Source organism: Taklimakanibacter deserti, assembly GCA_003574785.1.
This window is the reverse complement of the sequence record QORU01000010.1, coordinates 300,383-319,247: the sequence shown is the minus strand read 5'-3', so window position 1 is coordinate 319,247 and position 18,865 is coordinate 300,383. Positions and strand designations below refer to the sequence as shown.

Genomic DNA, 18,865 nt, shown 5'->3' with positions numbered 1-18,865 from the left:
CGCAACCCGCTACGAAAAGACCGATGCTTGCTTTGCCGGGTTCATCAGCCTCGTCGCCGCTTTCTTCGCTATCCGCTGATTGTAAACAGGCCCTAGAGCCGATCGTCATGCAGTCTTTCTCGCTCGCTTCCATTCCTGAAATCGTCTTCGGCAATGGCCGTCTTTCCGATCTGCCTGGCCGGATGACAAGCCTCGCCGGCAAGAATCAACCGGTGATGGTCGTTGCCGATCCGGCGATGACCTCCTTGGGCATCACGGCAAAGCTTGCAGCGCTTCTGGCCGCGGCCGGCCATGAGTCGAAGCTCTATGACGGCTTCAGTGGCGAGCCCAAATCGGATGACGTGGACCGTGCCGCGTCCCTGGCGCGCGAGGTGAAGGCGAAAGCGGTGATCGGGCTCGGCGGCGGCACGGCGCTCGACACGGCGAAGCTCGTCGCGGCCTGCACGGTCTCGGGGCGGCCGGCCGAAGCCTATCAGTTCTGCGAGACGCCCTTGCCGGCCGATCCCTTAACCCTCATTGCCGTGCCGACGACGGCGGGAACGGGTGCCGAGGTGACCCGCACCGCGATCTTCACCAATGCCGGGCATCAGAAGGTCTGGGCCTGGGGCGATGAGCTCAAGCCCCGCCTCGCTCTGCTGGATCCGGAACTGACGGTGGGCGTTCCGCCGGCGGTGACCGCGGCGACCGGCCTCGATGCGCTTGTGCATGCGATCGAGGCCTCGACCAATCGCAACCGCAGCGACGCCAACGATCTCTATTGCCACCGCGCCATCAGCCTGATCTCGGGTGCGCTCGAGCAGGCGGTGAAGGCGCCGCGGGATCTCGCCGCGCGCGGCAGCCTGTTGCTGGGGAGCTGCTATGCCGGCATTGGCATCGACAATGCCGGCACGGCGCTGGCGCATAATATCTCGCATGCCATGGCCGAATTGGCGCCGGTTCCGCATGGACGGGCGACTGGCCTTGCGATGCTCGCCACGATCGAGTGGGTGAGGGACGGCAACCCGGAGGCCTTCGCCAAGGTGGCCGGTGCCATGGCGAGTGCCGCCGACGTCGCCGCCGCCTATGAGAGCCTGGTGCGGCGGTCGGGCATCAAGATCAATCTCAGCGGTGATGGGCTCGATCTCGCCCATCCCCATCGCCTCGCCGAGCGCATGGCCTCGCCCGCCCATGCGCCGATGCGCCGGAACACCGTCCGCGAGATCAGCGACAATGACCTTCTCAGCCTGGCCGAACGCGTCTATGCGCTAGGCTAGCCATGACCAAAGACGCAGCGCCGATCTTCCGGCTGATCGAGCAGATCGATCATTATCTGGCCGACCTCACGGGGAAGGGCTTGGCTGAGGTGCGCCAGGGCATTCTCCGTTTCGGGGAAGGACCGGCGCGGGAAGGGCCGGAGCCCGCCTCGCCCGCTTGCGGCCATCTCGATGCGGCGCTTTTCTGCATGAACGGCGCCGATCCCTTGCGCCGGGCCATCAATGAGGCGAGGGCCGGGCTGCGCTGGGTCACCTATGGCGCCTATCCGCCGGAGATGATCGGCCGGCGCTTTCCGGTGGCGCATGCCTTTGCGAGCCTCATTGGCGGGGAAGGCCTCCTCCCGGCCGATGATTTCGAGCTCGGCCTGTTCCTCATCGCGCCCAAGACGCTGTATCGCGATCACCGCCACAAGGCGCCCGAGCTCTATGTGCCGTTAACCGGCCCGCACGAATGGCGTTTCGGTGCGGGTGAAAGCTGGACAGAATATCGGCCTCACACACCCATCTGGAACGAGCCGATGCAGGTCCATGCGACATTGGTGCGCGACATGCCCTTCCTTGCCCTTTTCGCCTGGACGCGCGATGTGACGGCGGATGCCGAGGTGGTCCCCGCGGCCGATTGGGCCGAGATCGAGGCCGGGCTTTGAACGACGAAATCTATGGACCGGCGACATGGATCATCGATGCGATCCGCCGATCGCTGAAGGGCGAGCACGCCCAGCATGTGAAAGCGCGCCTGGCCGAGCAGGACCTCTCGCCTTCGGCGGTGGTCGAGCCTTTGCCGCTGAGGCTGCCCGCCACGCGCTATCTGCCCGAATGCGTCGCCGCCTCGATGTTCATGAGCCCCGACGTTGCGGCAGCCCTTGCCGAGGTCGAGGAGTTCCTGCACTGGCGGCAGAATCCGAATTATTCGGATGCACTGCTGGGGGCAGGCTATATGGACAACTATGCCTACACGGAAATCATCGGCCCCAACGGCTTCTTCGCCGGCGACGATTTCCTGATGGGATTGCTGCTCTTGGGGCCTGGCGTCCATTACCGCGACCATCATCATGCCGCACCCGAGCTCTATTGGCTGCTGACGGGGCCGAGCGAGTGGCGCCGCGGCAATGGAGATTTCGAAATGCACGAGGCCGGAGACGTGATCTGGCATGAGCCCCATGTCGTCCATGCGACGCGCACCGGTGCCAGCCCGCTCCTGGCCGTCTGGGCCTGGACACGGGATGTGAGCGAGCCCGCCCGCCTCGCGGAGGTGCCATGAGCTTCGACATGGTCTCGAGCCTGCGCGCCGTCCTGGTCTTTGCCGTCGCGGCTTACGTCTTCATTGCCGCCTTCATGTATGTGACCCAGCGCAGCCATCAATATTTCCCCGGCAACCAGGGCCTCGCGGCGAACGCGGTCGGGCTCGAAGGGGTCGAGGACGTCAAGCTCGCGAGCCAGGATGGCGAGACCTTGCAGGCCTGGTATTCGCCGGCCAAGCCCGGCAAAGCGACCATTCTTTATCTCCACGGCAATGGCGGCGAGATCGCCGACCGCGCGGAGCGCTTCGCCGCCTATCAGGCTCAAGGCTTCGGCGTGTTCTTCTTGTCCTATCGCGGCTATGGCGCCTCGACCGGCTCGCCCAGCGAAACGGGTTTGGTGAATGATGCGCGCGCCGCCTATGACTGGCTGACGGCGCGAGGCGTCACCCCGCAAGAGATCATGCTGGTGGGCGAATCATTGGGGAGCGGTGTCGCGGTGCAGCTTGCCGCCGAGCGGCCGGTCAAGGCGCTGGCGCTCGAAGCGCCCTTCGCCTCTGCCGCCAATGTCGCGGCCGCGGCCTATTGGTGGCTGCCCGTGCGCCTTCTGATGAAGGACAAGTTCGATTCCTTCGCCTATATCGGCAAGATCAAGGCGCCGCTTCTCATCATCCATGGCGACCTTGATGGCGTCGTGCCTTTGAGCGAAGGCCGCGCTCTCTTCGCAGCTGCCAATGAGCCCAAGGAGATGATCGTCATTCCCGACGGCAACCATGGCTCGATCTTTTCCGCTGACACTTGGCTGCGCGAGATGCAGTTTTTCGATCGATACATGACGCGATAGGGGGCAAAAAAAGCCCGCGAGCTTGCGCTCGCGGGCTCTGGTCATGCCAGTAGAGCGACTATGCCGGCGCGATCGCCAGCGTCTCGCCGAAGATGTAGAGCGTCGGATGGATCTGGAAGCCCTGGACGCGCTTGTCGTAAGCGGCATAGACCGACCGCCACAGAGGCTGCGTGATCGGGCCGTCTTCCAGCATGATCGCTTCGAGCTCGCCCAGGATCTCGCGGCGCTTGTCGACGTCGAGCGTGCCTTCGGCCTTGCCGAGCAATTCGTCGAACTGCTTGTTCGAATAGCGCGACTCGTTCCACGGCACGCCGGTGCGATAGGCGAGCGCCAGCACCATGAAGCCGAGCGGCCGGTGCGTCCATTCGGTGAAGCCGAAGGGCACTTCCGTCCACAGTTCCCAGAACTTCGCCGATGGCAGCACGTTGATCTTGGCGCGGATGTTGCCGGCCTTCCACTGTTCCGCCATCGCCTCGACCGCCGCCTGCTCCCATGAAGGATCGGGCTTGCAGTTGATCTCGATGTCGATGCCGTCCGGATAGCCCGCTTCGGCGAGGAGCTTCTTCGCCTCGTCCGGCTTGTAGCCGAGCGGCTCGATCTTCTTGTAGTCGGGATGGACGGTGCAGACATGGTGATGCTCGGCCGGCTCGCCGACACCCTTATGCGCGATCTGCAGGCACTTCGCCGGATCGGTGGCGAGGCGCACTGCTTTGCGCACTTTCGGATCGTCGAAGGGCTTCTGCGTCATCTGCATGCGCGCGACCGCGGTCTGCGCCGTCACCACCTGGTGGATGTCGACATGCGGCAGGCCCTTATAGAGGTCGAACTGCTCGATGTTGCCCTGATAGATGCCGTCCACCTGCTTCGAGGCAAGCGCCGCGGCGACCGCCGCCGGATTGTCGCCGAGATCGATGAACTGCAACTCATCGAGATAGCCCGGCGCATCGGGACGGCGCTTGAACACCGCCTTGCGGCCGACTTCGAGCTCGACGAGCTCAAAGGATTCCGTGCCGTTCGAACCGACCTGGAAGTCGCCGTTCTCGGCCGGGTCGAGCATCAGGAACGGATAGTGGAAGAGATGCTCGGGCACCGCGACCTGCGGCTGCTGGAGATTGAGGACCAGGGTCTTCGGATCCTTGATCTCGATCGCATTGGCATCCCACAATTCGGTGGTCATCACCGGATTGCCCTTGTCGTCCTTGGTGCCGGTGTCGACCTCTTTCAGCATGTAGCCCTTCATCAGGCCGACGACCGAGGAGCCGACTTTCGGATCGAGGCAGTGCTTGATGTTCCAGGCGGCCTGTTCGGCGGTGAAGTCACCGCCCTTGTGCCACTTGGCGTCCGCCTTGATATGCAAGGTCCAGGTCTTGAGGTCTTCCGAGGCCTCCCACTTTTCGACGAGATGCGGGCGGGTCACGTTGTCGACGCCGGTGCGGGTGAGATAGCCGCAGACCTGGCGCACGACATTCGAGTCATAGACCCAGGAGAAGGTGTGCGGGTTCTGCACCTTGGGGATGCGCTGGGCGATCTTGAGAGTACCGCCTTTCGGCATGTCCTGGGCCATGGCGGGTGGTGCCAAGGGCTCACCAGTGATCTTGCCGGCCCACATATAAGCGGCGCCCGACGACATGCCGAGCAAGCTCGCATAGCGAACGAATTCGCGCCGGTCGATCTTCTTGTCCGCAAGCTGCTGCTTCAGCTTGGGAATCCAGATATGCTCTTTGTCTGACATTGGTCTTCTTCCTCCCTCCCATTTGGGGGTTTTCCAAAAGATGGTTGTGGCGCCCGTTGATCGGGCGTCTTCATTCTCAGCCGTCTGCGTACTTCTTGGATGCTATCACCGTCAAATTAATACGCAAATGGTGAATGGAATTTACGCATTGCCGGGACGTCGGGTTGCATATTTGCGGCTAGGTATGACGGGGAGGCGGCACGAAGCTGTAATAATCGCGCTCCAGGAGCTCGGCGAAGCGCAAGCTGGTCAGGTCGGCGAACTGCCGGGTGATGATCTGGACCCCGGCCGGGAGGCCCTGGGCGGTGAGCCCGATGGGGGCCACGGTCGAGGGCAGGTAGAAGCCGCCGGAATAGCCGGCCCAGAAAAGCTGATCCGTCGTCGGCACTTGCCGGCCATTGACCAGGATCGTCCGGTCATGGCGTTCGCCCTCCTGGTCATGCGGGAAAGCGGCAGAGGCCGCGGCCGGGCAGATCATGACGTCCCAGTCGTCGAAAAAGCGGTCCCACAGGAGCCGCATCTGGTGGCGGCGCTCATTGGCCATGAGCCAGGAACGGTGCGGCAGCACATTTGCCCGTGTCATGCGGGCGAAATAGCTCTCATCAGCGGGCCTGAGCTCGCTCACCCGCTTGAGATTCAGGGCAAAATCCGCATCGCTCTGGCGCCGGCTGGTCGCTGCGCGCAGCAGCTTGACATAGACGTCCATCGCCTCGACCGTGGTGAAGGCCGGCCGGGCGTCGGTCGAGAGCTTCTTCACCCGCTTGGAGAGAAACCTGACAAGCTGGCCGAGGAGATCCTGCACCGGCTGGTCGACCTCGCTCACGGGATCGCTCAGCATCACCGCCACTCGGAAGGCCTTGAACGAGGCCTCTGGCGCCGGCGGCAGCCTGAGCGTCGTCGCCCGCGCCTCGAGTGCGTCGGGCCCCGCCAGGAGCTTGAGCATCGCGGTCAGGTCCCTGGCGCTTCGCGCCATGGGGCCGGCGACGGAAATGTCGCTTCCCGCCACGATGCCGGGCAGGAACTGGCCGCGCATCGGCACGATGCCATAGGTCGGCTTGTGGCCGTAGACGCCGCAATAATGCGCCGGGTTGCGGATCGAGGCGCCGATGTCGGAGCCGACTTCGAGCGCGCTCATGCCGGCGGCGAGCGCCACGGCCGAACCGCCCGATGAGCCGCCGGGCGCGCGGGTCACGTCCCAGGGATTGTTCGTCGTGCCGTAGACGGCATTGAAGCTCTGCCAGTCGGCCAGCATCAAGGGCACGTTGGTCTTGCCGAAGATGACGGCACCCTCATCGGTAAGGCGGGTCAGCGCCACGGCATCGGATTTGGCGATGTTCGACGCGAAGCGCGGATCGCCCCAGGTGGTGGGCGTCCCGGTCCAGTCGAAGCTCTCCTTGATGGTCATCGGCACGCCGTCGAAGAGGCCCTTGGGCTTGCCCGCCTTGAGGCGCCTGTCGGCGGCGGCCGCGGCCTTGCGAGCCCGGGCGATGTCGCTGACGATGACCGCGTTGAGGGCAGGGTTGTGCTTCTCGACCCTGGCCCAGCAGAGATCGAGAAGCTCGCGAGCGCCGATCTTGCGGGTGCGCAGGAGCCGCGCCTGCTCGAGCGCCGGTCTGAATTCAACGGGAAGCTTGGCGGTCATGATCGGAAGGCTAATGTTTCGCTGTCGCCTCGGCCGCGGGGGTGGTGTCGTCGGGATCGTGCCGGCCGACCTTGATCACCGGCTCCATCGAGCGCAGCACATCGTCCGGCAAGTGGCACATGATCATATGGCCGTTGCCCATATCCTTGTTGGGCGGCATCTCGGTCTCGCAGATGGCGCCGATCTTGCGCGGGCAGCGCGTCTGGAAGGGGCAGCCCGAGGGCGGGTTCATCGGCGAGGGCAACTCGCCCTTGAGCACGATATGCTTCTTGGTGACCGATGTATCGGCGATCGGCACGGCCGAGAGCAGCGCCTCGGTATAGGGATGATAGGGCGGCGAGAAGACCTGCTCGGTGGTGCCCTGTTCCATGATGTGGCCGAGATACATGACGACGATGCGGTCGGCGAGATAGCGCACGACCGAGAGGTCGTGGCTGATGAAGACGAGCGTCGTGCGCTTCTTGCGCTGGATGTCGGTGAGGAGGCCGGTTACCGCCGCCTGCACCGAGACATCGAGGGCCGAGACCGGCTCGTCGGCGATGACGACGGCCGCCTCGCCGCCGAAGGCACGCGCGATGCCGATGCGCTGCTTCTGGCCGCCCGAGAGCTGGCGCGGCTTGCGCTGGGCGAATTCGCGCGGCAGCTTGACCATGTCGAGAAGCTCATAGGTCTTGCGCTCCGCCTCGTCGCGGTCCTTCGCCACGCCGAACTTGCGCAGGACGCGGGCGATCTGGGCGCCGACCGAATGGCTCGGATTGAGCGTCTCGAAGGGATTCTGGAACACGATCTGCAGGCTCGATATGAGGCCCGCCGGGCGCTTGCGCACCGGCATGTGGCCCACTTCGAGCCCGTTCACCAGCACTTCGCCGCCCGTCGATTCCTCCAAACCCATCAGCACTTTGGCGAGCGTGCTCTTGCCGCAGCCCGATTCGCCGACGATGGCGACGGTCTCGCCTTCGCGCGCTTCGAAATCGAGCTTCTCATTGGCTTTCACGAAGCGCGTTTTCGTGCCGGAGATCATCGCCGCGATCGAATTGTCGCGGATCTCATAGTACTTCTTCATGTTCCTGATCTGCAGCACCGGCGGCCCGGGCTCGATCGGCTCGGCCTCGAGGCCCTTGGGCCGATACTTCTTCCAGTCGATCTCGTCATAACGCACGCAGCGCGCTTCGTGGCCCGGATCGCCCTTGATGTCGAGCATCGGGATCGGCTTGTCGCAGCGCCCGGCCTGGAAGAAATCGCAGCGCGGCCCGAAGGTGCAGCCTTTCGGCCGGTCGCGCGGCAGGGGCAGTTGCCCGCGAATGGGCACCAGGGGATGGGCGAAGCGGTCGGCCCCCGGCAGCGGGATCGAGGAGAACAGCCCCCGCGTATAGGGATGGCGCATATGGTCGAAGACCTGCTTCACATTGCCGACCTCGACCGCCTGGCCCGAATACATGACGCAGATGCGGTCGCAGGTCTCGAGGATGAGGCCGAGGTTGTGCGAGATATAGATCATCGACGTCCCGAAGCGCTGCGAGATGTCCTTGATCAATTCGACCACGCCCGCCTCGACGGTCACATCGAGCGCCGTCGTCGGCTCGTCGAGCAGGAGCAGCTTGGGATTGGAGAGCAGCGCCATGGCGATGACGACGCGCTGCTGCTGGCCGCCCGAAAGCTGGTGCGGATAGGAATTCATGATGCGGTTGGGATCGGGGAGCCTGACCGCGTCCAGCACCTCGACGGCGCGCTTATAGGCGGCGTCCTCGCTGATCCCTTCGTGGATCTCGAGCACTTCAGTCAATTGGGTGCGGATGAGGAGCGAAGGATTGAGCGACGCCATCGGCTCCTGATAGACCATCGAGATCTGCGAGCCGCGGATCTTGCGCAGTTCCTCTTGCGACATGGTGCGCATGTCGCGGCCCATGAACTTGATCTCGCCGCCGGTGATGGCGCCGTTCCTGCCCATATACTGCATGATGGCGAGCGCCACGGTGGATTTGCCGCAGCCCGATTCGCCGACGATGCCGACCGCTTCGCCGGGCATGACGGTGAGGTTGAAGTCATAGACCGCAGGGACCGCGCCGGCGCGCGTGTAATAGGAGATCGAGACGTTCTTGCATTCGAGCACCGGTGTCTGGGCAGTGGTCATGGTCTCATCCTCAGTCACGCAGTGAGATTTCGCGCAAGCCGTCGGCCAGGAGATTGAGGCCGAGCACCAGCGAGCAAATGGCCAGGGCGGGCCAGACCATCGCATTGCTGGCCATGGCGCCGAAGCCACGCACCTCGGCAATCATCTTGCCCCAGTCCGGATAGGGCGGCGGCAGGCCGAGGCTCAGGAAGCCCAGCACGGCGATGGCGATGATCACATAGCCGAGGCGCAGGCAGGCATCGACGATAAGGGGGCCGCGCGCATTGGGCAGGAGCTCGACCAGCATGATGTAGAGCGGTGTCTCGCCGCGCACTTCGGCGGCGGCGATATAGTCGCGTGTCTTGAGGTCGAGCACCAGGCCACGCACGATGCGCGCCACTTGCGGCGCGGTGCCGAAAGTAATGGCCACGATGATGATGATGCCCGACACGACGGTACTGCCGACGCCGAGACTGCCGATATACTGGCCCATTGGGGAATTTGGACCGAAGTTCGTCAGGATGACGAGGAACAGCACCATCGGCGGAAAGGAGAGAAAGACATTGCCGATGAAGGAGATCACCTCGTCCCACCAGCCGCCGCGATAGCCGGCCATGACGCCGAGCAGCATGCCGACCGCATAGGCGACCACAGTGGCCAGGATCGACCAGAACAACACCAGCCGCGATCCATAGATGAGGCGCGAGAGAATATCGCGCCCCTTGTCGTCGGTGCCCAGCCAATACAGGCCACCCTCGGGAGCCGGCGACATGGCCGGCTTCAGAAGGTCCGGCGCCGATTGTGCCAGGGGATCGCGCAAAGGCATCAGATCGGCGCCGAGCGCCATGAGGATCCAAAACAGCACCAGGACGGCGCCGACCATGGCGATATAGGATTCACGCAGGAGCGCGATCGCTTTGATGAACCTCATGAGGCCGCTGGGCCTCTTGGGCATCTCGCTCGCCGGTGCTGTCACATCGCTCATGCGTCACGTCCTCAACTGAAGCGAATGCGCGGATTGAGATACGTATATCCGACATCCGAGATAAACTGTGACAGGACCGCCACAAAGACCGCCACCATGGCGCAGGCCGAGACGACATAGGTGTCGCCGAACAGGGCGGCATCGTACATGGCCTTGGCAAATCCGTCATAGGCGAAGAACACCTCCGTCACCACGATGCCGGAGAGCAGGTAATTGAGCTGCAGGATCATGACGGTAAAGGGCGCAATCAGCGCATTGCGCAGAGCATGCTTCACCACCACGCTCCGGGGCGGAAGACCCTTGAGAACGGCGGTCCGCACATATTGCGAGGTCATGACTTCAGCCATGGAGGCACGAGTCATGCGCGTGTAGTAGCCGAAGTTGAATAGCACGAGCGCGGTCACCGGCAGGACAAGTTCCTTCACGCTGAAGCCGTTGCTGAAGGACGATGAGCCCGGGAACCAGTCAAGCCAGTAGACGAAGATGGCGACGAGGAAGGTGCCGGAAGCAAACTCCGGGAACGAAGTCGTGACGACGGAGGCGATCGAGATGATGCGGTCGCGCAGTCCGCCTTCATTGATGCCGGCAAGTACGCCGAGGATCAGCGAGATGATCGCCGTGATCACGAAGACGCACAGACCGAGTATGGCGGTATTGGCGAGACGGGGCGCCAGGAATTCGAGCACCGGGCGGTTGAACTGGGCGGAAACGTTCCAGTCGCCGGTGAAGAAGCCGAACAGCCAGGTGATGTAGCGCACCGGCAGCGGGCGATTGTAGCCATTGTCCTCGAGCCACTGCAGGCGGCCTTCCATCGGCGAGTACTGACCGAGAACCCGCGCCGCAAGCGCCAGCTTGTCGCCCTCGAAAGCGAGGAACAACAGGAGCGAGATCACGATCATGATCAGGATCATCGACGCGAGGCGTCGGCCGGCCAATAACAGCATCCCTCACCCTGTCTGTTCTTGTTCTAGTTGCGAGGATGATAGAATCATTCAAAGGAGCGAAGCAAGCATTAGCGACACTCAACAGCTTAAAAGCGAAACGGCCCCGCAAATTGCGAGGCCGTCTTAACGTCAGAGCGGAACGGAAACGTCAGATCGCTTCCTTGAGCTCCTTGGCGGCGCGGAAGGCAACCTTCTTCGACGCCTTGATCTTGATGGCTTCGCCAGTGGCGGGGTTGCGACCCATGCGCGCCGGACGCCGACGGACCTGCAGGATGCCGAGGCCGGTCACGCGCACCTTGTTGCCCTTCTTCAGGTGCTTGACGACGAGATCGACGAAAGCGCCAAGGAATTCCGTGGAGGCCTTCTTCGACATCTCGTGCTTCTCGGCGAGTTCCGCTGCCACTTTCGACAGGGGAATCGTCACGACTTTCACCGCCTTATCATCAGCCATATATTTGCTCCTTGCTTGCTGAATTCGGTAAAGCGAGCCCTAGCGCATGCTTTGATTCGTGAAAACCCTTATTTTCAAGGGTTTTTGCGCCGCACGCGCTGAAAAACGCCCATTTGGCGGGCTAAATCCGCTCCTCCTCCCTCCAAGCCGGCCCTGAACCGGCCTTGCGTTCCTCGGACTCAGCTCTGGAAAAGCAGGGAAATCAGGCAAAAAAACAGCAGGGTGGAGACTATCCACCCTGCTTTCGGCACTTCGGTCGCAGGCGTGAACGGGTGATTACACCCAGGGGCAGTTGGAATTGCGGTCGCCGAAGGTCTTGCCCTGGGCGAAACGGGTGAAGGCGAAGGGCGCCAATTCGGGCACCGGCTCGCCCGAGACGAGGTGACGGGCGACCAGCTTGCCGACCCCGATCATCTTGTAGCCATGGTTGGAGTCGGCGATCATGTAGCCGTTGTCGGCGACCCAGTCGAAGATCGGCACCGAGTCCGGTGTGAAGGCGCCGATGCCACCATTGCGCCGCTGCTTGAACTGGCTGCCATAGTTCTTGAAGCGGTCGAACAGATAGGCGAGCGTCGCCATGTAATAATCCTTGAACCACGGATCCGCCTGATAGAGGTCGTTGGCGTGGCCGTAAGGATCGAGCACCGCCTTGGGGCCCATCTTGATCGGGATGGTGCCGCCCTGGACGCCAGGCGCCCCGGCGCGCTCGGCGGCATAGCGCACATACATATAGAAATGCTGGTCGGGGAACTGGTGGCCGTCCTCGGTGATGACCGGCGTGTTCATCAATTCCACATGCAGGACGGGCGGATCCTTGTCGTCGCCGGTGCGATACTTGTCGCCGTCCTTCATCAGCACCTCGCCTTCGAGCAGACGCCAGTAGGTCCACATGTCGGCGTCCTTGACGACGCCGCCGTCGGGATAGCGCATGTCGAGCTTGTCGGGGAGGCCGAGCCAGTCCCAGTGCTTGGTGATCCAGGCACCGGCACAGATCACCACCGCATCGGCCTTGATCGTGCCTTCCGAGGTGATGACGCCGGTGATGCTGCCGTTCTGCTTGTCATAGCCTTCGACCGAGATGCCGGTGAAGGAACGCACGCCCCACTGGTCGCATTTCTCCTTGAGCGCCCTGACCGCGGTATGGGTGCCGGCATAGCCCGAGGGAATCTCATGCAGCACGACATCGGCGCGCTCGACATTGAAGTCCGGCCAGATCTTCTTGAGAAAGCTCTTCGCTTCCTTGCCGACATACATGTCCGATTTGTAGCCGGCGGCATTCTGGCTCTTGTGCATCTTCTCGTAATCGGCCTGCTGGTTGCCTTCGCCGACCGACACATAGCCCACTTGCTGGAAGCCGAAATTGACCGGATCCGACTCCCACACATCGACCGAATGGCGCAAGATGTTGTGGATGGGCGAGGTCATATAGAGATTGCGCACGCAGCCGCAGGCGATGCCGGTGGCGCCGGCGCCCGGCCCCACCTTGTCGATGAGCACCACGTCCGAGCCTTTGCCCTTGCCGGATTTCTCGAGTTCCATCGCCAGGTGCCAGGCGGTCGACATGCCATGCATGCCCATGCCGACGACGACATAGGCGGCCGATTTCGGTAGATGCGCGGTGGTCATTGTTCTCTCCGTGGACTGAATAAGGTGATCACTTGATGAGGGGATGGGCGACGGGCTCTTTCGGCCGGAAGAAATAGCGCCGGAAAATCTCGCCATAGCCGTTCATGCGGTAGCCGTTGTTCTTGTCGATGAGCGCGTCGCGTTCCGAGCGGTAATAGGCCGGCAACTCGTACCAGGGCAGCCTCGGCCTGGTATGATGGGCGACATGCAGGTTGTTGTTGAGGAACAGCAACGCCCAGAAGGGCGAGGCCTCGACGATGATGGTGCGCTCGCCTTCCTTCTCGGCCGCCTGGTGCTCGCAGAAGGAGCGCACCAGCATGAGGGCGACACCCGGATAGGCGAGGAACAGCACATATTGCCAGAAAGGTATGCCGCATACCCAGAGCGCGTAGAGAAGCGTGACGGCACAGGCCGGCATATGGAGCAGCCAGGCCCGGATGATGTCGCGATCGCCCTTGATCATGGCGAGCGCCTCCGACGACCAGAAGCGGATCGAGGCGATGATCGGCCCCATGATCATGCGCCCGGCGAGCGTGTTGTTGAGCGTATAGAGCTGTTTCAGAGGCGTCGGCAGCCCGGCCCAGCGATCGGGCAGGAGGTAATAGGATTCGGGGTCGAGGCGCGGATCGGTCAGATGCTCGTCATTGTGATGGGTGAGATGCAGCTTGCGATAGCGCTGATAGGGGAACCAGAGGCTCGGATTGATCGACACCAGGAGTTCGTTGACGAGCCGGTTGCGGGTCGGATGGCCATGCAAAGCTTCATGCTGCAGCGAGCCGTGAAGGGCGATGAGATAGGCGCCAATGGGGCTCGCGACCCACCAGGGCAGGCGGGTGAAGGTCCACATCAGGAGCGCCAGGAGCGTATACATCAGGGCGATCAGCGCCACCGTCGGCCACTCTATTCTGAGCGGCTTGGCGGTTTCGATTTCGCGGGGCAGGGCCATGGATTTTTTATAGCTGCATTGGGCTTTACGGCCTATGCGATTATGCGCATAATCTGTTTATTCTGATACGCATCCGCGACTTTTGGTGACGATTGTAAACAATGCAGAAGCGCGACACCTCCGACATCTTTCGCCAGCGGCTTCTGGCGCTCATCGAGCGCTCTGGCCTGTCACGGGCACAGTTCGCGACGCGGGCGGGGCTGGATCGATCCACGCTTTCACAACTTCTATCTGACGTAAACGTAAGATTACCCAGAACCGAGACCATCGCCCGGATCGCCGCCCGGCATACGGTGTCCATCGACTGGCTTCTGGGACTTTCCCAGCAGGATCAGGTCGCCGCCGACATCGTTTCGCAACTCGCCATCGAGCCGGATGCCGGGAGCCCTGCCGATGAGCGGTTGCTGCGCTGGCATGAGGAAGCGCGGGGCTTCAAGATCCGCTATGTGCCCGCGACCTTGCCCGATCAGGTCAAGACCGAGGCGGTGATCGCCCATGAGACGGGCAGGCTCGAGGAGACGGCCGCCAAGGCCTGGGCCGGCATTGCCCGTGCCCGCATCATTCATGCCAAGCGCAGCGAGCACGAGATCGAGGTCTGCTCGGCCGTCCAGGGGCTCGACGGCTTTGCCCGGGGCGAGGGGATCTGGCGCGGCCTCGCGGCGGCCGATCGCCTGGCTCAGCTTGAACAGGCGGCACAGCTCACCAATGAACTCTATCCCGCCTATCGCTGGTTCCTGTTCGACAATCGCGAGCGCTTCTCGGTGCCCTATACGGTGTTCGGCCCCTTGCGCGCGGCGATCTATGTGGGCGACATGTATTTCGTCTTCACCTCGACCGAGCATATCCGCGAGCTCTCGCATCACTTCGACAATCTCATCCGCAATGCCCGTATCCAGCCGCATGAGACGAGCCGCTATATCCGCAAGCTGATGGACGAGGTGCGATGATCGTTTCGCTGCCCATGTATGACTGGCCGGAGATCGGCGAGGCGACCGATGCCTTCGCGCAAGGCGTTCTCAGGCATCTGGGCGGCGAAAGCCCGAGGCTCGACCGCAATCCGGACTATTTCGCGCTCTGGCGCCGGCCCGACCTCGTCTTCAGCCAGACCTGCGGCTATCCCTTCACCCATGAATTCCGCGGGCGGCTCTCCTATGTCGCGACCCCGCATTATGCCGCGCCCGGCTGCGCGGGCGCGCAGTATTCGAGCTTCGTCTTCGCCCGCGAGCGGCGCCCGCTCGCCCAATTTCGCGCCAGCCGTGCCGCCGTGAACAATCCCGATTCCATGTCGGGCATGCTGGCGCTGAAGCTCGTCTTCGCGCGCCATGCCGAGAACGGCCGCTTCTTCTCGCACGTGGTCGAAACCGGCGGCCATGTCGGCTCGATGATCGCGGTGCGCGATGGTAAAGCCGACATCTGCGCCATCGATTCCGTCTGCGTTGCGCTGGCGCGACGCTATCGTCCGGACTATCTCGAGGGCCTCGTCGAGATCGCCCGCTCGCCGATGGTGCCGGGACTTCCCTTCGTGACCGCAGCAGGACGCGATCCGGTGCGCTTGCGCCTTGCGCTCGCCAGGGCTTTTGCCGATCCCGAACTTGCCCCAGCGCGAGAGGCGCTTTTCCTCGATCGCCATTCGATCCTTGCCGAGGGCGCTTATGACCTTATTCTGGAACTCGAACGGCAGATGGAAAAAGCGGGAGGCCTGAAGCTCTCATGATCGATCTCTATACCTGGAGCACGCCCAACGGCCGCAAGATATCGATTGCGCTCGAAGAGATGGGGCTTCCCTACACGACGCATCCGATCAATATCGGCAAGGACGAGCAGTTCGCGGCCCCTTTCCTCAAGATCTCGCCCAACAACAAGATCCCCGCCATCATCGATCGCGACAACGATCAGAGCATCTTCGAGTCGGGTGCCATCCTCATGTATCTCGGCGACAAGACCGGAAAGCTCTATCCGAGCGAAGCCAAGGCGCGCATCCGCATCCATGAATGGCTGATGTGGCAGATGTCGGCCGTGGGTCCGTTCCTCGGCCGCGCGCATTATTTCCTGCACTTCAATGCCGGCAAGGCGCCCTTCGCCGATGCCTGGTTCGAGACGGAAGCGAACCGCCTTTACGGCGTGCTCGACCGGCTGCTCGAGACCCAGGACTTCATGTGCGGCGATTATTCCATCGTCGATATCGCAACCTTCCCGTGGATCGCCCGCTTCGAATGGCAGCGGATCGACCTTGGGAAATATCCCAATGTCCGACGCTGGTACCGCGCCCTCGTCGCCCGACCGGCGGTGATCAAGGGCTACAAGGTGCCCGATGCCAAGGCCGAGATCCCGCAGGCCTGATCGAGCTTAAGGCTTCGCCGGCATGAATTCATCGGGAGCAGGCCGCGTCTCGATGAAGGCATCGAGCGCTTCGCAGCGTTCGTTCAGGCGCTCGAGATTGGGATAGAGGCCCGGCGGGAAGGCTTCCGTCAGGCGCAAATTCAGATAGCCGGCGAGGCAGCCCAACGTGATGTCGGCCTGGGTGAATTTCCGGCCGAAATACCAGGGATCGCCGGCATGGGCGTCGAGATGAACAAGAGCGCCGGAGAGCTGCGCCATGCAGCGCACCGTCCATTCATGGGCGATGGTGTGGGCGGAATGGAAGCGGCGTTCATAGACGACGGCGATTGCCTTATCCATGGCGCCCGTCGCCAGCGCCAGGACCTGCAGCACGCGCCGGCGCTCATCGCCCGACCTCGGGATCAGGGCCTTTTGCGGGCCGGCCAGCTCGTCGAGATAGTCGATGATGGCGTTGCTGTCATAGAGCGTCTCGTCGCCGTCGATGATGAGCGACGGCACCCGCATCAAGGGATTGATCTCGACCATGCCGGGATGGAAGGCCGACAGCCGGTTGCGCTCGAAGCGCAAATGATAGTGATGCAGCGTCACCGCCACCCGGCGCACGAAAGGTGAGTCGAATTGACCGACGAGGATCATCAGGCAGCCTTGTCATCTGCGTCCCGGACGTCGATCAATAGCTTTTTTCCCAGCACTTCGAAAGCATGTTCGATCTTGGCGAGATTGGTTGCGTGATTGAGGTCGAGAATGCGGTCGACCTCTTGCTTGTGAATCGACATGCGCCGCGCCAGCTCCGCCTTGCGGATGCCGCTTTCCAGCATGGACCGATAGAGCAGGACCTTGACCGATGCCTGCACGGGCAGGGCCACGCGAATATCCTTTGCTTTGCCTTTTGACGGTGCAGGAATTTCTTCGCGATCCGAGATACGCGCCTCGATGGCTTCCTCGAAAGCACCCAAGGCATGAGCGAGCGCCTCCTCGCGCGTCTCCCCGAACGTGGTGAGCTCGGGAAAGTCCGGCGATGTCACAAGGAATGTGCCATTGTCGTCGGGCTTGAGGTGAACGCGATATGAGATCATTTCAAACCGAGATCTTTCTTGATCTTGTGAACGAGGCCCGTGCCCAGTTCTTTGCCCTTGCCATGAGCGGGCAATTGCGATTTTCGGTCTCCCAATCTGACGGTAATATGACCACTACCGCCTTTGTGTGTCTCAAAAGTGCAGCCTTGTTTCACTAACCAACGGCGGAACTCTGAATAATTCATCTCCCTCTCCAGCCTTAGGCCAACATTTCTGAGTGTTCTTCATTTCTGACCCACTTGGCTGAACATTAGAGATGGACGCGAATTCTCCGGCTCAGCACCCCTTAAAAGGCGCCCAAGACACAGTGTAAATCCACCTGGAAAAGCAAGTCAACATAAATGTTGACTCTCAGTTGGTGCTGAGTCTTTCCACAACTCGCTCCCGCCCGATGAGCGGCAGGAGGAGCGCGAGCTCGGGCCCGTGGTCGAGGCCGGTGAGCGCCAGGCGCAGCGGCATGAAGAGCGCCTTGCCCTTGCGGCCGGTCTCGGCCTTCACGGCTTCGGTCCAGGCTTTCCATGTATCGCCTGTCCATGGCGCCTCGGGCAGGAGGCGGGCCGCCGTCTTGATGAAGTCGCGATCCGCTTCGGCGACGATCGGCGTCACCATCCCTGAGACGATATTGTGCCAATATTGCGCATCGGCGAGGGTCGAGAGGTTGCCGCGCACGGCGAGCCAGAAGGCTTCGTCGCCGAAAGCGAGCCGGTCCTTCACCGCCGCATAAGGCAGCATGTGCAAAAGCCTGGCATTGAGACCGCGCAACTCATTCTCGTCGAAGCGGGCGGGCGCGCGCGACAGCTTGTGGAGATCGAAGCCGTCGATGAGCTCGCGATAATCGGCGCAAGGATGGATGGAATCGGAAGTGCCGAGGAGGGCGGCATGGCTCACCACCGCCATCGCCTCGAGGCCCTGCTCGCGCAAGGAGGCGATCGACAATGAGCCCAGACGCTTCGACAGGCCCTGGCCGTCGGCACCGGTCAGGAGGCTGTGATGGGCGAAGTTCGGCACCTTGCCGCCGAGCGCCTCGAAGAGCTCGATCTGCACGGCGGTGTTGACGACATGGTCCTCGCCGCGGATCACATGGGTGATGCCGAAATCGATATCGTCGACGACCGAAGGGAGCGTGTAGAGATAGGTCCCGTCCTCGCGCACCAGCACCGGATCGGAGAGGTTGGTCGTGTCGATATGCTGCGCCTTTCGAATGAGGTCGTCCCATTCGACGATGCGATGCTCGAGCTTGAAGCGCCAATGGGCCTTGCGTCCCTGCGCCTCGAGCGCTTGGCGCTCCTCCACGGTGAGCTTGAGGGCGGCGCGGTCATAGACGGGCGGCTGATGGCGGGCGAGCTGGCGCTTGCGCCTGCGCTCCAGCTCATCCGCCGTCTCATAGCAGGGATAGAGCCGGCCCGAGGCTTTGAGCTTTTCAGCCGCGGCATCATAAACGGCGAAACGCTTAGACTGATATTCGACCCGGTCCGGTGCGATGCCGAGCCAGTCGAGATCCTGGGCGATGCCGTCCGCGAATTCCTGTTTCGAGCGCTCGAGATCGGTGTCGTCATAGCGCAGCACGAAGCTGCCGCCGGATTTCCGCGCAAAAAGCCAGTTGAGGATGGCGGTGCGGCTGTTGCCGATATGAATGCGGCCGGTGGGCGAGGGCGCGAAGCGAAGGACAGGGGTCACG

The 18,865-nt window shown here is 62.6% G+C and carries 19 protein-coding genes; 7 read left to right on the top strand and 12 right to left on the bottom strand.

Annotated elements, in window-relative coordinates; genetic code table 11:
* The first annotated feature begins 107 nt into the window (after positions 1 to 107).
* From DS839_RS22345 to DS839_RS22330, 4 genes are read left to right on the top strand one after another with little or no spacing between them, the layout of a single operon-like run.
* A complete protein-coding gene (locus DS839_RS22345) occupies positions 108 to 1,253 on the top strand; it encodes an iron-containing alcohol dehydrogenase (RefSeq protein WP_162918727.1) in 1,146 nt (381 codons plus the stop codon).
* Between the two features lie 2 nt (positions 1,254 to 1,255).
* The gene (locus DS839_RS22340; protein WP_119272685.1) at positions 1,256 to 1,900 is read left to right on the top strand and encodes a dimethylsulfonioproprionate lyase family protein; all 645 of its coding nucleotides are present in this window, start codon (positions 1,256 to 1,258) and stop codon (positions 1,898 to 1,900) included.
* Positions 1,897 to 2,514 carry a dimethylsulfonioproprionate lyase family protein gene (locus DS839_RS22335; protein WP_162918726.1) on the top strand — a complete coding sequence of 206 codons (618 nt, stop codon included), beginning with the start codon at positions 1,897 to 1,899 and terminating at the stop codon, positions 2,512 to 2,514. Before DS839_RS22340 ends, DS839_RS22335 begins: the two co-directional genes overlap by 4 nt.
* Positions 2,511 to 3,335, top strand: a complete 825-nt coding sequence (locus DS839_RS22330; protein ID WP_119272683.1) for an alpha/beta hydrolase — start codon at positions 2,511 to 2,513, stop codon at positions 3,333 to 3,335. The genes DS839_RS22335 and DS839_RS22330 overlap by 4 nt, the downstream gene beginning before the upstream one ends.
* 58 nt (positions 3,336 to 3,393) lie before the next feature.
* On the opposite strand, the gene DS839_RS22325 is transcribed toward DS839_RS22330, so the two are convergent.
* The 8 genes from DS839_RS22325 to DS839_RS22290 all read right to left on the bottom strand — a co-directional run bounded on the left by DS839_RS22325 (position 3,394) and on the right by DS839_RS22290 (position 13,771).
* Entirely contained in the window at positions 3,394 to 5,067 is a 1,674-nt protein-coding gene (locus tag DS839_RS22325; protein WP_119272682.1) for an ABC transporter substrate-binding protein, read from the bottom strand.
* A 178-nt stretch (positions 5,068 to 5,245) separates the two neighbouring features.
* Positions 5,246 to 6,709: an amidase gene (locus tag DS839_RS22320; protein WP_119272681.1), complete on the bottom strand. Its 1,464-nt coding sequence runs from the start codon at positions 6,707 to 6,709 to the stop codon at positions 5,246 to 5,248.
* A 10-nt stretch (positions 6,710 to 6,719) separates the two neighbouring features.
* Positions 6,720 to 8,840 carry a dipeptide ABC transporter ATP-binding protein gene (locus DS839_RS22315; protein WP_119272680.1) on the bottom strand — a complete coding sequence of 707 codons (2,121 nt, stop codon included), beginning with the start codon at positions 8,838 to 8,840 and terminating at the stop codon, positions 6,720 to 6,722.
* Between the two features lie 10 nt (positions 8,841 to 8,850).
* A complete protein-coding gene (locus tag DS839_RS22310) occupies positions 8,851 to 9,804 on the bottom strand; it encodes an ABC transporter permease (protein WP_368911834.1) in 954 nt (317 codons plus the stop codon).
* Between the two features lie 11 nt (positions 9,805 to 9,815).
* The gene (locus DS839_RS22305) at positions 9,816 to 10,739 is read right to left on the bottom strand and encodes an ABC transporter permease (RefSeq protein ID WP_368911833.1); all 924 of its coding nucleotides are present in this window, start codon (positions 10,737 to 10,739) and stop codon (positions 9,816 to 9,818) included.
* Positions 10,740 to 10,896: 157 nt separating this feature from the next.
* Positions 10,897 to 11,199 carry an HU family DNA-binding protein gene (locus DS839_RS22300; protein ID WP_119272678.1) on the bottom strand — a complete coding sequence of 101 codons (303 nt, stop codon included), beginning with the start codon at positions 11,197 to 11,199 and terminating at the stop codon, positions 10,897 to 10,899.
* Between the two features lie 276 nt (positions 11,200 to 11,475).
* Positions 11,476 to 12,825 (bottom strand): NAD(P)/FAD-dependent oxidoreductase, encoded by a 1,350-nt coding sequence (locus DS839_RS22295; protein ID WP_162918725.1) that lies wholly within the window; start codon positions 12,823 to 12,825, stop codon positions 11,476 to 11,478.
* Positions 12,826 to 12,853: 28 nt separating this feature from the next.
* The gene (locus DS839_RS22290) at positions 12,854 to 13,771 is read right to left on the bottom strand and encodes a fatty acid desaturase (RefSeq protein WP_119272676.1); all 918 of its coding nucleotides are present in this window, start codon (positions 13,769 to 13,771) and stop codon (positions 12,854 to 12,856) included.
* Positions 13,772 to 13,872: 101 nt separating this feature from the next.
* Between DS839_RS22290 and DS839_RS22285 the strand changes: the two genes are divergently transcribed.
* From DS839_RS22285 to DS839_RS22275, 3 genes are read left to right on the top strand one after another with little or no spacing between them, the layout of a single operon-like run.
* Entirely contained in the window at positions 13,873 to 14,718 is an 846-nt protein-coding gene (locus DS839_RS22285) for a helix-turn-helix domain-containing protein (protein ID WP_119272675.1), read from the top strand.
* A complete protein-coding gene (locus DS839_RS22280) occupies positions 14,715 to 15,485 on the top strand; it encodes a phosphate/phosphite/phosphonate ABC transporter substrate-binding protein (protein WP_119272674.1) in 771 nt (256 codons plus the stop codon). Before DS839_RS22285 ends, DS839_RS22280 begins: the two co-directional genes overlap by 4 nt.
* A complete protein-coding gene (locus DS839_RS22275) occupies positions 15,482 to 16,111 on the top strand; it encodes a glutathione S-transferase family protein (protein ID WP_119272673.1) in 630 nt (209 codons plus the stop codon). Before DS839_RS22280 ends, DS839_RS22275 begins: the two co-directional genes overlap by 4 nt.
* A gap of 6 nt (positions 16,112 to 16,117) precedes the next feature.
* On the opposite strand, the gene DS839_RS22270 is transcribed toward DS839_RS22275, so the two are convergent.
* From DS839_RS22270 to gltX, 4 genes are all read right to left on the bottom strand, one after another.
* On the bottom strand, positions 16,118 to 16,747 hold the full coding sequence (locus DS839_RS22270) for a glutathione S-transferase family protein (protein WP_119272672.1): 630 nt from the start codon (positions 16,745 to 16,747) through the stop codon (positions 16,118 to 16,120).
* Positions 16,747 to 17,187: a type II toxin-antitoxin system HicB family antitoxin gene (locus DS839_RS22265; protein ID WP_119272671.1), complete on the bottom strand. Its 441-nt coding sequence runs from the start codon at positions 17,185 to 17,187 to the stop codon at positions 16,747 to 16,749. Before DS839_RS22265 ends, DS839_RS22270 begins: the two co-directional genes overlap by 1 nt.
* Positions 17,184 to 17,372 carry a type II toxin-antitoxin system HicA family toxin gene (locus DS839_RS22260; protein WP_119272670.1) on the bottom strand — a complete coding sequence of 63 codons (189 nt, stop codon included), beginning with the start codon at positions 17,370 to 17,372 and terminating at the stop codon, positions 17,184 to 17,186. Before DS839_RS22260 ends, DS839_RS22265 begins: the two co-directional genes overlap by 4 nt.
* A 166-nt stretch (positions 17,373 to 17,538) precedes the next feature.
* Entirely contained in the window at positions 17,539 to 18,864 is a 1,326-nt protein-coding gene (gene gltX, locus DS839_RS22255) for a glutamate--tRNA ligase (RefSeq protein ID WP_119272669.1), read from the bottom strand.
* Between the last annotated feature and the right edge of the window lies 1 nt (position 18,865).